The following is a 14,865-nucleotide window of genomic DNA, read 5'->3' on the forward strand; positions in this document are numbered from 1 at the left end:
CAAGGCATGAGTAATAACATATGGGGAAATAAACCATAAAAAAACGGATGGCAATCCCCTTATTACACGCTTTATAAAGTATTGTAGGTATCTTCATAGGTATCGAAATAAATCCATGACAAAATTAGGGGTATGGTATACATAAAAATCCCCTGTTCTTATCCGATTTATTTCATTCAATTTTTCCTATTTAGTACCTACCGCACTCACAAAAAGCACCTCTCATTATTTTATATTATGGTCATTGAAATCTAATTTACTGAAATCATCATACTATATGTATAGCAAGAAGTAAAGGTGTCATACTTTAGTCGTACGCACATATGCAGATGTTTCCTCTTGCAATATTAGATACAATATATATAAATCGTTTAACGGAGGGATTTCCATGACAGACTTTCAAAAACAATTTTTCGCACGATTACATATAGAAAAAAAAGACAAAGTTTCATTTGAAGATTTACCTAACATTATGTACGCGATGGCACAAACTGTCCCTTTTGAAAACTTAAATATACTCGAAAACAACTTTACAGAAATATCAAAAGAAAATCTAAAAGAAAAAATTTTAGTAAACAACCGCGGCGGTCTTTGTTATGAACTCAATCCTACTATGTATTACTTCCTTAAAGACGCTGGATTTGATGTTCATCTCGTTTCAGGAACAGTGTATAACGCTGCAAACTCCATATGGGCTGTTGATTCTGGCCATATCGCAACCGTTTTAAAATATCATAATGAGCTTTATCTAATTGAAGTTGGATTCGGATCATACTTACCTCTTGCACCTGTTCCTTTCTCAGGTGAAGTCATTCACTCCATTACAGGAGATTATCGTATTCGTAAAGAAATGACCGAAAAAGGAAACTACATGTTAGAGATGCGTAAAAACAATGAGTTTTTGGATCAATCTTCTACTGATGATTGGACGTTAGGCTATGCATTTTATATAGAAGAAGTGGATGAAGAAAAAGCAAATGCAGCACAAAAAATTATCGCTGAACATGAGGACTCACCATTTAACAAAGTACCTCTCATTGTAAAACTAACTGAAGATGGGCATGCATCTTTAACAAAGGATAGTCTCACAATAGCGAAAAACGGTAAAAAAATGAAAGAAAAAATTACAGATGTGCAATATAAAAATCTTTTACATGCAAAATTCGGAATTACATTATAATTTTTTAAGCCTTGCCATTTTAGCAAGGCTTTTCAATTTTCAGCAGGGATTTTTTGCAATTTGTTGTATTTCATAGTTATATAGGAATATAACTACATATTTAGAAAGGAAATGATTATGACAGAACTTAAAGATCGACTACAAGTAGCGGATAAAGAAAAATGGGATTTAACGGATATTTACGATACCATTGAAGATTGGGAAAGCGATTTTCATAAAATTGAAATATTAACGAAAGAATTACACGAGTTTAATGGAAATATTCACGATGGCAATAGTTTATTAGCCTATTTAACAAAGAGTGAAGAAATTTCTAGCATAATAACTTTAATGTTCGCTTATGCACGATTACAATCTGATCTTGATACACGCGATACTGACGCTCAATCTCTTGTCGATAAAGTAACACAATTACAAGTGAAAGTAAGTGCGGCTAAATCTTTCCTTTCCCCATTCTTACTTAGCATAGATGAAAACACATTACAATCTTACATAGAAGAAGCAGAGGGCTTACAATATTATAAAGAAGACTTATTTGAATTATATCGTTATAAAAAACACGTATTGAATAAAGACCAAGAAGAGATTTTATCACAAATGGGCGAAGCGCTCTCCTCTCCGCAACATACATATGGCATGTTAAATAATGCTGATATACTATTTGGTGAAGTGACTACTAATGATGGAGAAAAAGTTACTTTAACAAGAGGAATGTATGCAAAGTTAATAGAAGATGAGAACCGTGAAAAATGTAAAGAAGCCTATAAAGCTTATTACAAACCATACGTTCAATTAAAGAATTCTATCGCTTCTACTTTATCTGCAGCTATTAAAAATAATGTTACTGTTTCTAAGCTAAGAAACTATCCATCAGCTTTAGAAAAATCATTATTTGGCGATATGGTTCCGAAAGAAGTATATGAAAACCTAATTGATACAACGAAAAAAAACATTCATTCTTTACATACTTATAATAAACTTCGAAAAGAAAAATTAAATGTAGATGAACTACGCCAGTACGATTTAAGTGTTGATTTAGTATCTGGTGTAAAACAGGACATTCCATACGATAGAGCGTTTGACATCATGATTGAATCACTAGCCCCTTTAGGTGAAGAATATATTGAAACATTAAAGAGCTTTAAAGATAAACGTTATATCGATGTGAGAGAAACGCCAGGAAAACGTTCCGGTGCTTATAACTTTGGTGTATACGGCGTTCATCCATTCATTCTTTTAAATCATCACGATGATTTAAATAGCCTTTTCACTCTTACTCATGAATGCGGGCACGGTATGCATACGCACTATTCACACGGGTACCAACCAAGAATTTCTGCACACTATTCTATTTTCGTCGCAGAAGTCGCTTCTACAGTAAATGAAGTGCTATTAATTCATCATTTATTAAAAGAAGCAAAAGATGCTGATGTACGTAACCATTTAGTAAATCACTTCATCGACAAATTTAAAGGCACTTTCTTTACACAAATCATGTTCGCTGAGTTTGAAAAAATCACACATGAAATGGCACAGCAAGGTAAACCATTAAATGCCCAAACCTTTAGCGAGGTTTACGAAAACTTGTTTAGAGAATATAATGGCGACTCCCTCGTATTTGACGAAGAAGTAAAATACGGATGGGCTAGAATACCGCATTTCTATCGTCCATTTTACGTGTACAAATATGCAACTGGATTCGCTTCTGCAATCCAAATTGCCGATAAGTTATTGAGCGGCGATCCAAATGCTCAAAAACATTATATTGAATTCCTTAAAGGCGGAAGTTCAGACTACCCATTAAACTTATTGAAAAAAGCTGGTGTTGATTTAACTACGCCAGAACCGATTGAAAGTGCATTAAATCGTTTTAGTGAACTTGTTGAAGAGTTTTCAGCATTATAAAAAGCATGCAGAGTATATGCTCTGCATGCTTTTTCATTTGAATCACTTTATCCTCATGCTATTTTCGTAACTAAAAAACAAATTTGTGTCACATACTCTTCTACTAAACAATCACATTCAGACCCCTTTATATAAACTTCATATGGATGACCATCTATTGTATAACCGTTCTTTTCCACCCACTCTTCTAATGCCATATAAGCATAACCTATATAGTCATAACTACCATAATGCAAAGTAGTAACAATTTGATGTTGATGTATCTTTTTTATTTCGCATCCTTGCAATTCATTTTTATCGTCACCATCCATAATCGGAATTCGGAATTCAATATCACTGTGACCCGGCATAAACTCTTCATCATAAAAAACGGTAGAAGGAGAGCCTACTATTTGCAAATTATTTTTTTGTACTTCTTCATATAAGTCATAAAAATAATCATCCATATGATCTATATCTATTTGCAATCTTTGAGCAATTACTGTTATTTCATTTCTCATCCCAATTAATATATCGTAACTTCTATGACGAGCAATATTTAAAGCCGTATTCATATTTACCATTTCATTCATTTCAGAAATAACTTGTAAATTTTGTTTCACCTCATGAGACAACTCGATAATTTGCGCCTGCATATGGTGAATAAATGACTCTTGATCTGATGACTGCAGTATTACTTTAATTTTCGACAAAGGAAACTTGTACTCCCTCAGCTTTTTAATTTTCAGTGCTATCTCTAGCTGCCCTTGCTCATAAAATCTATATCCATTTACCGGATTTACATATGCCGGTTTCAATATTTCCTCTTTATCATAATGCCTTAGCATCCGTGTACTCATTTTACAAATCCGAGAAAATTCAGTAATTGTATACATATACATACCCCTTGAATACATTTTCTTTTGTAAACTTTATTATTAAAACCAATCTAAAAACTTTCTAATTGAAGAACTTTCATTCTGATTGTTCAATTTTTTCATCTTTGAAGGTAACAAATGTCTCGGACAATACCACGTTAAACAATTCATTGCGCCTCCCATGGTCGATATTTCTCCTACATGAATTTGAATAACTTGTTTCTCTGTATGTTGTTGAATATATCGTAAAACTTCTCTATCTTTGGCAAGCCCAAACTTAGGGACGTAAAGAGCATCACATGTTTCCAACATATTTATATATAACCCTTTTGCCGACGCTATTTCTTGATCATATTGCCCTTTCTCTGTATATGAGGAAGGAACAACTATAAATTCAGCTTCTGGCATTTGCTCTTGAATAATCTCTTGAACATGATATCTAAATTCATGATCCCCTAAAAAATCACTAATAAACATCGTATGTTCATCAATAAATTTAACCATTCCGTCTGCGTGCGCAAGTACATCTCCCTCTTCAACAGGAATAATAATAACCCGGCTTACATCTAAATCCCACTCTAATTGCTCAATAATTTCCTCTTCTGTCCAATCATCATTATCATCAAATATGCGTTCTGTTACTATAACGGTATCTTTTTTATTCCAAATCAGATTACCACCATCTAATATTAACGGGGACTTCACATATTCAAAGTCGTTCTTTTTCAACCATTTATTAAACTGTTGATCTAAATATCGTCCTTGATCACCTGGCAAATAATTTGGTCGATATTTAAATTTAACAAGATGATTCGTTACAACTGGTGCTACATCTCTTAGCCAAATATCATCATACTCAAAAAAGCTTGTATGAAAGTCTTGTTCTTCAACAGATAAAGAAATAAATTGATCTGTTGCTCCCTTTTTTTCATTTAAATTTTCATTAAAATAAATAAGTTCTTCATAAAACGGTTCATAATATTCATTTGATTCATTTGGTATCGCAGTAAAAATAATTCCCTTTTGTTTTTGTTCCATTTTCTTTCCCTCGCTTTTTTATAGTAATTAAGTAGCCCGCTCTTCCTCAACATTTCTTGGGTGGATATAGTACGGTGAAATATTATATATACAAAACCTTAGTTAAGCGAAAGATCGACTATTGACAGGATTTTAAAATACAATATTAAGAATTCATATGAAAGTATGAAATTTAATAATAGAATCATAATCCCTATCATTATGAAGCTAGTTAAGGTTATCTCTTTCAATACCGTTACTCCCTTTTTGCAAAAAATAAAACATGACAAAATAGGCAAAGATAATATTCCACCTATTTTGTCTATATAGCAGCACAAAGAAATTCCAATCTATTACTTCAATGCAATCGGTTGCTGTTGTGTCACACAATGAATCATACCGCCATTTTTATAAAGCTCTCTCACATCAATACCGACTACTTTACGATTTGGATATAATTTCTGAATCGTATCATTTGCGATTTTATCATTTGGATCATTATAATTAGGCACCAATACTACTGTATTTCCAATATAATAATTGATATATGATCCCTTATAATCGAGAGTTTTTCCATTTTCTAATACAACCTTTTCTTTACTAAGCGGTAAGTATTCATACTTATATTTTTTCCCTAAAGCATTTTTTGCATCTAACAATGTATCCATATCTTTATTAGATAAACCCCATTCGGCTAGGTCATCTTCTTTCATCGTTACAATGGTAGATTTATTATGGAATTTAGCAAACCCATCAATATGAAAATCAGTAATATCTAAATTAGGCACTCCGTCTAACCAAATAAAGTTTGTCACACCCAGGTCACTTATATATTTTTCAATTTCCTTTTCTGATAAATTAGGATTTCTATTTTTGTTCGTTACCGCACTTCGAGTTAATAAAGCAGTCCCATTGCTGTCTAATTCAATTGCGCCGCCTTCAAGGACAAATTCCCCCCAATCAATTCTTTCAATTCCTGATTGTTTACTCACATTTTCACGTATACGAGCATCATTTTTGTACGGCGTTTTCTTTCCCCACCCATTAAATGCCGGGTCTAATATTTTCAAATTTTTATTATTGTCATAAACAAAGATTGGTCCACTATCTCGTGCCCATACATCATCAGTAGGAGCGATAAAGAAATCAATTTTATCCATATTCAGTCCTTTATCTATTAAAAGTTTATTGATTCGCTCTTTCTCCTCCTCATCGTATGCAACAATGTGGACTTTTTCCCCCTCAGTTAAAGCACTTGCCATCTTAATCCAAATCGGTTCAACTTCCTGCTTATACTCTTCACCATATGTGTATTCATGAGGCCATTGCAGCCATGTACCTTCATGTTTATCTTTTTCATCTGGCATCGTATATTTTCCGACGGTTTTCTGTATCTCTACTTTTTCTCCCTCTTTCCCCTTAGCATTTTCATTGTTCCCCTCAAAAGAGCATCCACTAACAATCGCTGTAGAGAGTGTAGTTATTAAACAAAACTTTATTGCTTTTTTCATTTTTCTAACCTCCTGTTCGTTACTTCAATAATGTAAAGCTTCACATAGTGTGAAGCTCAAGCTTTTTTTACCGATGTAAAATTTACCAATTATTTTTCCGCATAAATTCATTACGTATAGATGAACTCCACGCAGCAACTTTCCTATATTTAACATCCATATCATTTAACTTCCTATACAAAATTATTCTAATATTACCCTTTCATCATTACTTCTTCAGCAAACTTAACATCTCCAAACAAAAAAATCGGTATTGATAATTACATATCAATACCGATTTTCAAATTATTATTTTCCTTCTATTAAATCATTCGCCATTTTCCTAAACTCTTGATTAAATGCATCATTCATACCATTTTGAACGTTAGAGAATAATATGACAAACGTTTTTTTATCCCAGTTAAAATTATTAAAAGTATTCCACCCCGCTAATACGCCGTGGTTATGATAATAATCTGGATACGTATAGAAACTAAATCCATATCTTCTTGCAGGTGATGCCGTAAACATATCTAATACACTTTGTTTAGATAACAGCTTTCCATCCATTATTGCCTCATCTAATCTTTTCATATCTTCAACAGTTGTATACATTTCACCACACCCATACAACCAATTCATTTTTAAGCGGGGTGCAGCTATTAATTCATTATCTTTTCTCGTATAACCTTCTGCTAAAAAAATATCTTCTGGGAGAGTCGCCCCCATTCCAGATTCATGCATGCCAGCAGAAGTAAAAATATTTTCTTTGACGTATTCAGCGAGCGGTTTATTCGTAATTTTTTCTATAATATATGCAAGCACCATATAATTATAGTCTGTATATTTCCAGCCTGTCCCTGCAGGAAATTGCAATTTTTGCGCTCCAATCCACGTTACTAACTTTAAACGTGACCCTGCATCCACCCTACCTTGTCCTTGATCTGGCAAGCCAGATGTGTGTGTTAATAGATTTCGTAACGTAATGTTTTTATCTGCTGGAAACGATGGAATATACTTATTTACATTGTCTTCAATGTTTAATTTCCCTTTTTCTTTTAGCTGCATAATAGATATTGCAACGACCGTTTTCGTAATAGAACCAATACGATATTTCGTTCTTGGCGTTGTTACTACTTTATCTTTCACATTCGCATATCCATAACCTTTTCGTAAAATCACATGATCTTTACTAGCTACAAGAACGCTCCCATTAAATCCTTTATCTTTTAAATATTGATCTAGTTTTCCAGCTACAGCTTCATAGCGTTTTTTCTCAGTTGCATCAACTTCTTGCATATCGTCCTTTTGCTTACTATTTAAATTAGAAAATGCCTTTATATCATATTTCTTACCTTTATTTGCATGTATTAGTGCAACGACACTCCCACAAAAAATAGCAAAAACAAAGAAAACGATTAACCATTTCTTTAGCATAATAGGAACCCTCTTTTATATAGTTTCACTTAACGTACATCCATTCTGTTCTATATCTTTTTATTTTCAAATATTTTATAATACTACCTATTATTCACCTAAATGAACTAGATTCCTTTTTCTCATATTCAGTTTTTAGCTACTCTCTATTGTATTTCTTTCTTGCAAAATTTCCACCTTACAATCGGATGCACCCTACTATAATTTCAACATCTTATGTAACATTTGTTACACATGATAAGAAACGGAGTTGTTACGATGAAAAATACTGACAAACGCAATCGCTTAAATGATAGGATGTTTCATTACAGGGTAACAAAAAATAACATAGTTTTAATTGAATATTACATAAAATAGATTATTATATTAAAAGGAAATGACGCTAACAAATTTTTATACAAAATAAATCATGCACATAATGATACAGAAAAACAACTCATTATGGCTAAAGTAACAGGCAATTTCGAAAGAGAAAATGAACGTAACTGAAAATGAATCTCATTTATATTTTAATTATACAACATATAAAAAGAAATGTCGCTCATTCGGCATTTCTTTAGACTTTCTTCATAAAAAATTTACATTGCTAACTTTCTTTTATTTTTTGTTTTTTCTATATAAACTGACTGCTGAGATACATAGTAATACTACTATACACAACCACGCATACGTATACCCTTTCTTATCTACAATATAACCAAATAAAATAGGTGCAACAATAATAGCAATTTGATTGAATGTAAGTGCCAAACTAACTGTTATCCCAACAGAATCTTCCCTCGCCAACTCAGCAACTTCGGCTATAAAAAGACTAAACCATCCAATTGAAAAGAAACCTAGCAATGCACTTACACCATACAATACTCCACTCGTTACTGTATGTATGCTCATTACTAACAATAGAATTAAGCCGATAGAAGCACAGACAGCTATAAATAATGGCGTGCGCCGATTTCCATTATAAAACAAATCACTAATAGATGCTAATATAACACGGCCAATCATTCCAGAAAAGAACATCACTGAAAATACTGTTCCGGCTACAATAGATGTGATAGATTGTTCCTTTACTAAAAATTTCATAAAGTGTCCAACTAACACCATTTGCAATGAAATCATACAAATACCCGTTATATATATTGGATACAAATCTTTTTTACATATCACTACTTTTAGCTGCGTCCAAAAAGAAATTTTAATACGTCCTTTCCTTGCATCCACTTGAACATATGGTTCTTTATAAAACATAAAAAATAATAATCCTCCAATTATACAAATGCATGCGATACTATTGATCGCGTAAGTCACATTATATTGTATCGTAAGAAATGGGATTAGCACTCCCGCTAATGCGCCACCAATCGGTATACCAGCTTGCCTTATTCCCATCGCTAATCCACGATTTTCTTTTGAAAACCATTTCAAAATCACTTTACTTCCTCCTGGCTGGGAAACACTATAAAACATTCCTACTAATAAAAGTACAAATAACAGACCATTCAATCCACTTACTATATTAGTTACTAAAAACGAACCTCCTAATAAAAATGAACTGATAGAAATTAATATTTTTTCATTATATTGATCAAGTAGCCGACCGACAAAAAGCATACAAAATAACGGCCCAACATTTACAACACTTACTAACAATCCACTCTCCATATTCGTAAGCGCATATTCTTCTTTCCAAAATAAAGCGAAAACTCCGACACCATACGTTATAAGTGTCGCCGTTGTTTGAGCAATCGTCGCAACAATTAACATAACCCATTTATAAGTACGATTCACCCTTTCTTCAATCAACATAATAATCCCTCCCCCCTTCCATTGTATGAAAGTTCTGATATCATATAAAATAAAGATTCATCATATAATCCATCAAAAAAATTGATACCTTTTCGGAGGGATGATACGTGGACATAAAAGATTTAACTGTATTTTACGAGGTCGCGAAGGAAAATAATATTTCTCACGCAGCGAAAAATTTAAACTACGTGCAATCAGGCGTAACAATGCGTATAAAACAACTAGAAAATGAATTAGGCGTGCCTTTATTTTACCGTAACGGAAAAGGTGTAACTTTAACTTCTAACGGTGAGATTTTATTAACGTACGCCAAACAAATTATCCACTTAATGGATCAATCTATAAAAGCGGTTCAAAGTAATGGAACTGATCCTAAAGGCACTTTGACAATCGGATGTACAGAATCTACAACTGCGGTAAGGCTTCCCTCTATATTAACGGCCTACTATGAGAGGTACCCAGAAGTCGAATTGATTTTGGAAACAAATACGACTGAACAACTAATTAAGCTTGTATTAGAGCGAAAACTAGACGGAGCGTTTATAGCTGGCTCTACTCAGCATACTGAACTCCATACAACTGTATTTCATGAAGAAGAATTGGTTCTCATTAGTAAAAAACCTTTATCCTCTCTTACAGACATAGAAGATATGAATTTACTCGCTTTTAGTCACGGTTGCTATTATAGGGGTTTATTAGAAGACTGGCTTCAAGAAGAAGACATCTCACCTAAACGAGTTTTAGAATTCGGGACAATCGAAGCTATACTTGCATGTGTAAAATCAAGTATGGACGTAGCGATTATGATGAAATCAATTTTAAAAGGACATGAACATGACGTATCATTCAACCCTTTACCAAATAGCTTCAAAAAGGTTCCTACTACTTTCATTACTAGAAAAGACATATTTCGCTCAGCTGCATTACAAAAATTTATGGAGATGACTCACAATGCATGAAAAGAAAATACGTGGCATGAAACATCCGAGCTGGAATTACGGGGATTTGTCAGATGCAGAAGTAATTGTAACTAAATTAATTGAACATGGCGTACCAAAAGATGCTATCATGTTCGAGAAAAACTCCCTCCATTCTATCGCTAATGTAATAGAAGCGAAAAAGATTTTTGATTTTACAAAGATTAATCGCCTACTATTTGTTTGCAAAAGCTTAGGCGCTGGTCGGCAATACAGAGTATTAAAAAAACATTTACCTAAAACTATTACTTGTATCCCATATACATTTGATACAAGTTTCGATGGTGAGTTTACAATTAATAGATATAATTGGATGGAAAATGAGAAAAGGCGGCATTGAGCCACCTGAAAATGAGGTTGAAGGTTTAGAAGAATATGTATCCTACTACTATAATCTAGCATAATAGAAAAAGGTATACCAAAACCTCGGTATACCTTTTCTCCTATTTATTTTTCTTTTAACACACTATGTAATCGATCAGGATAATTTGTAAACATTCCTGTAGCACCCCATTTCATTAACAATCTCATATCTGGTTTCTCATTAATTGTATAAGGGTGAATTAACAGACCATTATTTCTAGCCATTTTCATATATGACTCATCAATAATTAGTTCTCCGTTATCATTGCGTAAGTTCGGTCCAATACCAACTGCATACTTTTTAATTTCTTGAAAATCTTCATTTGTTACACGTTTCGGTTCATGTGTAATGCCAGACCATTCAACAATCTCATTGTTTTCATTTGGATAATACCAAAGCAGTTGAACTAACGGAATATTTTTATTCATACTATGAATCTTTGTTAAACTATCTTTACTAAATGACTGAATCATAACACGGCTAGAAGACATGTTTTGACCTACTAAATTATATTTTTTTAATAAAGCTAATAATTTCTCTTCCATTCCTGGATACACATCTGGTGATTTTGTTTCAATGTAATACTTCATGCTTCTTCCGTACTTTTGGAAAATTTCTTCAAGAGTCGGAACCTTTTGACCAACGTACTCTTGCTTAGCCTTTTCTGGATAAGCTTTATTGAACCAAGATCCTGCATCTAAGCTTTTTATTTCACTTAATGTTTTATCTCGTACTTCACCTGTTCCATTTGTAGTGCGATCAACTGCTGTATCATGCATTGCAATCAACTGGCCGTCCTTAGTTAACTGAATATCTAATTCCAAATAATCCGCTTTCATTTTTTTCACAAGATCATAAGAAGCAAAAGTATGCTCAGGTGCATGTCCACTTGCTCCGCGATGTGCAATATTTAAAAACTTATTCGTATTCCATTCATGCTTCCCTTCTGCTTTCGCATGAACAGCTCCCCCAGCAAAGATACTCCCCGTCATAAAGAAAATAACTAACACGCTAATAATTTTTCTCATTCTTCTAACCCTTCCTACGTTGCAAATTTCAACAAGTTAATGAGATTTACACGAAATAGAAGATACACTTTCATTATTTTTATAAGCTTATATGAAAATTCCAATCTTACACATACAATTCCCCTATGTTATTACTATACTATTTATTTTCCATATCCCTCCTATTCACATATAACTGCCTATTCTTTACAGTTCATTCAATAAAAAAAGCCATAAATTATTTAGAGGACACTTCTGTATCCCTAAATAAATTTATGGCTTATCTCAAATATCTCCGGCCTCGATTAACTTGTCGAAATTAATCATACCAAACCTATTAATATTTGTGAATATTATTTTTTCAGTAAAGTGAATCTTTTATCAAGATGGATTAGACATCTCCTATTGGTTATTCTTTGACCTAATATCTCATTCCTTATTCATTAAGAATTTTAATGGTGCATAAACAATACTAAAATCACATTTCCATTTTCATTTCCCCACATTTCAACGAAGAAAAAATATTCATTAGGGAAATCTTCTAAAGATACCGGTTCATCACTTAAACTAATATTATTATGATATTCTATATCCCAATCTTTCCTTACATCTTCTAATGATTTGCGTTCTAAATTACTTTTTTGATTATCGAAATAATGCGAGATAAATACCTCTTCTATTTCACCATTAAAAACCATCTCTTTCAATTCTTCTAGTGTAGAGGGATTAGAAAGAATATTATCTGAAATTATCATTTCATTATTGTACATTTCCTTAGTTTCATTAATTATAAAATAGCCTTTTCTTCTCATCATACTCAGCCCTTTATGTAGAAATATAACAAGCTGTATATTATCATAACTTCTGAACACATGTATAGTAGTGTCTCATATAAGACAATGCTTCCATAGTTACTTAAAAATCACATAATAAATTACTCATTACCTCCTCCAGTATTACATCTAGATTTACCACTGCTTTTTCCAAACGCCATCCTATAAATCCATCTGGTCTAATTAATACAGCTCCTCCATTCTCTATCCCATATAATTCACGAAAAACATTTTCTTGAGCAATAAAGTCTCCACTTCCCCCTACTCGATACAGTTTAATATTTATTCCTAATTTAGATGAAACATCAAATACAGCTTCAGCCCAAGAGCTATTGTCTACTCCAGTAAGTAATACAAAATTGTTACCAAATAAGTCTAATATAGAAGCTTCTTTCCCTTTATACATCCCCAAAAAGTGCGGCGCTCGCGTTCCAGGTCTCCCGTTCAACTCTACGCTATCCATTCTATGTGGAGTGACTGAGTCATCTATAATCGCCTCTGAACAATACTGATATCCAACTGTAACAGCTAAACCATCCATATTATTCAAACTGCCTTCCTCTCTATTCGCAGCACGAAACAGTAAACTACTCGCATAATCTGTCGTTAATTTTGCAACAGGATATCTCTCTTCATGATATGTTTCTAACAATTTTGGTTTTGCCTTGCCTTTTATAACAGCCGCTAATTTCCAAGCTAAATTGTGCGCATCTTGTATTCCTGTATTGGAACCAAACCCTCCAGTTGGCGGCATAATATGTGCAGAATCGCCAACTAAAAAAACGCGATTATCTTGAAATTTTGTAGCAGTACTTTCAGTCGCTTCCCACGGTAAAACACTTACTATTTCTGACTCAACATTTGTACTTCCAATTGCGGTTTGAATAATTTGTTTACAACGTTCTATAGTGAAATCCTCTGGTCTCTCTCCTTTTAATGGATCGTAGGATACATGGTAAATCCATCTTCTTTCGTTATCAACTGGAATAAGCGCACCAAGAACTTCTGGATGAAGTACCATAGAAAAACCAAATGCATCTCCTTGTATAAATTCGCTTAAATCCGCTTCAAAATAAATATTCATATAATAGCCACCGATTGTACCTCGTCCCTCCGTACTTATCCCTAGCTGCTCACGTATTTTACTTTTCGCTCCATCCGCTGCAATTACATAGTCACAATGTATGACACTTTCTTTTTCTGTTTCACGATTTCTAATCGTTGTTTTTACCCCGTTTTCATTTTGTTCAAATGAAACTAATTCATGATAAAAAGATAGTTGCCCGCCTAGCGTTTTCGCTTCTTGTAACATCATCTCTTCTAAAATTATTTGATAACACGCAGTTTGTTTTGATGGGCTAATCTCTTCTATTTTTTGAAGTAGTTTTTCATCATTTCCATACTGAGTCTCCCTCATTTGTGCCAATTCTTCCTGATTCGCCTCAGTTATTGTATGAACCGCTATTCTTCCTCGGCAATTTTCTAACGCTTTACCCGCTGATCTAATTCTTTGTTCTAAACCTAATTCTCGAAATAACTCCATCGTACGAAAAGTAATTCCACCCGCTTTTGGATGAATTGCAGTAGACGGATGCCTTTCAATAAGTAAGTACTTAATGTTATGTTTTGCAAGGAATAACGCAGATGCTAATCCTGATAATCCCCCTCCAACAATTAAAACTGGTACATCATTCGATTTCATATATTTATCCTCCACATCATTGTTCTGAGCTCAGTGACATAAAGATAATCAAAAAAACAACAAAAATATAGACTTATATTTCATTTTAAAGTATCATATAGATAGATTACGCCCCAAATTACTTTTACTCTTTCATATATCTATAATCCGCTTGTATTATGTATGTATGAAAGAGTAAAACGAAACAACTCACTTTAAAATAATAAAAACATGATAAGCGGTCGTAACCCTAAAAATTATCCAGGGTTACGACCGCTTAATTTTTTGTTCAATGGCTTAACTATCCTCAT

General features: G+C 33.2%; 11 protein-coding genes and 2 pseudogenes. 5 read left to right on the forward strand and 8 right to left on the reverse strand.

The window, feature by feature from the left end; translation table 11 throughout:
• The first annotated feature begins 388 nt into the window (after positions 1-388).
• Positions 389-1,180 (forward strand): arylamine N-acetyltransferase family protein, encoded by a 792-nt coding sequence (locus tag ACTFRN_RS00125; RefSeq protein ID WP_074567545.1) that lies wholly within the window; start codon positions 389-391, stop codon positions 1,178-1,180.
• A 117-nt stretch (positions 1,181-1,297) separates the two neighbouring features.
• Complete coding sequence (pepF, locus tag ACTFRN_RS00130) at positions 1,298-3,085, forward strand: oligoendopeptidase F (protein ID WP_088106468.1); 1,788 nt, start codon at positions 1,298-1,300, stop codon at positions 3,083-3,085.
• Positions 3,086-3,138: 53 nt separating this feature from the next.
• On the opposite strand, the gene ACTFRN_RS00135 is transcribed toward pepF, so the two are convergent.
• The 4 genes from ACTFRN_RS00135 to ACTFRN_RS00150 all read right to left on the reverse strand — a co-directional run bounded on the left by ACTFRN_RS00135 (position 3,139) and on the right by ACTFRN_RS00150 (position 7,886).
• Positions 3,139-3,960 carry a MerR family transcriptional regulator gene (locus ACTFRN_RS00135; RefSeq protein WP_000288089.1) on the reverse strand — a complete coding sequence of 274 codons (822 nt, stop codon included), beginning with the start codon at positions 3,958-3,960 and terminating at the stop codon, positions 3,139-3,141.
• A 42-nt stretch (positions 3,961-4,002) separates the two neighbouring features.
• Positions 4,003-4,980 (reverse strand): agmatine deiminase family protein, encoded by a 978-nt coding sequence (locus tag ACTFRN_RS00140; RefSeq protein WP_074567547.1) that lies wholly within the window; start codon positions 4,978-4,980, stop codon positions 4,003-4,005.
• A gap of 332 nt (positions 4,981-5,312) precedes the next feature.
• Positions 5,313-6,470 carry an agmatine deiminase family protein gene (locus tag ACTFRN_RS00145; protein WP_124878329.1) on the reverse strand — a complete coding sequence of 386 codons (1,158 nt, stop codon included), beginning with the start codon at positions 6,468-6,470 and terminating at the stop codon, positions 5,313-5,315.
• A 288-nt stretch (positions 6,471-6,758) separates the two neighbouring features.
• Positions 6,759-7,886, reverse strand: coding sequence for a serine hydrolase domain-containing protein (locus ACTFRN_RS00150; RefSeq protein ID WP_000915217.1), 1,128 nt, complete (start codon positions 7,884-7,886; stop codon positions 6,759-6,761).
• 258 nt (positions 7,887-8,144) lie between these two features.
• Here ACTFRN_RS00150 and ACTFRN_RS00155 point away from each other — a divergent pair.
• Positions 8,145-8,375, forward strand: a pseudogene (locus tag ACTFRN_RS00155) (hypothetical protein).
• A gap of 108 nt (positions 8,376-8,483) precedes the next feature.
• Here ACTFRN_RS00155 and ACTFRN_RS00160 read toward each other — a convergent pair.
• The gene (locus tag ACTFRN_RS00160) at positions 8,484-9,692 is read right to left on the reverse strand and encodes an MFS transporter (protein WP_049111302.1); all 1,209 of its coding nucleotides are present in this window, start codon (positions 9,690-9,692) and stop codon (positions 8,484-8,486) included.
• A 107-nt stretch (positions 9,693-9,799) separates the two neighbouring features.
• Here ACTFRN_RS00160 and ACTFRN_RS00165 point away from each other — a divergent pair, with 107 nt between their 5' ends.
• Positions 9,800-10,651: a LysR family transcriptional regulator gene (locus ACTFRN_RS00165; protein ID WP_074567548.1), complete on the forward strand. Its 852-nt coding sequence runs from the start codon at positions 9,800-9,802 to the stop codon at positions 10,649-10,651.
• Positions 10,652-10,658: 7 nt separating this feature from the next.
• Positions 10,659-11,073, forward strand: a pseudogene (locus ACTFRN_RS00170) (ElyC/SanA/YdcF family protein); the annotation flags it as partial.
• Between the two features lie 43 nt (positions 11,074-11,116).
• Here the strand turns inward: ACTFRN_RS00170 and ACTFRN_RS00175 are convergent.
• From ACTFRN_RS00175 to ACTFRN_RS00185, 3 genes are all read right to left on the reverse strand, one after another.
• Positions 11,117-12,061 (reverse strand): glycerophosphodiester phosphodiesterase, encoded by a 945-nt coding sequence (locus ACTFRN_RS00175; protein ID WP_001226336.1) that lies wholly within the window; start codon positions 12,059-12,061, stop codon positions 11,117-11,119.
• Between the two features lie 431 nt (positions 12,062-12,492).
• On the reverse strand, positions 12,493-12,852 hold the full coding sequence (locus ACTFRN_RS00180) for a hypothetical protein (RefSeq protein WP_001253106.1): 360 nt from the start codon (positions 12,850-12,852) through the stop codon (positions 12,493-12,495).
• A gap of 103 nt (positions 12,853-12,955) precedes the next feature.
• Positions 12,956-14,575 (reverse strand): FAD-dependent oxidoreductase, encoded by a 1,620-nt coding sequence (locus ACTFRN_RS00185; protein WP_124878331.1) that lies wholly within the window; start codon positions 14,573-14,575, stop codon positions 12,956-12,958.
• Positions 14,576-14,865 lie beyond the last annotated feature (290 nt).

The sequence above is a fragment of the Bacillus cereus group sp. MYBK245-2 genome (assembly GCF_051916145.1).
In the GTDB taxonomy this organism is placed as follows: Bacteria; Bacillota; Bacilli; order Bacillales; family Bacillaceae_G; genus Bacillus_A; species Bacillus_A pacificus.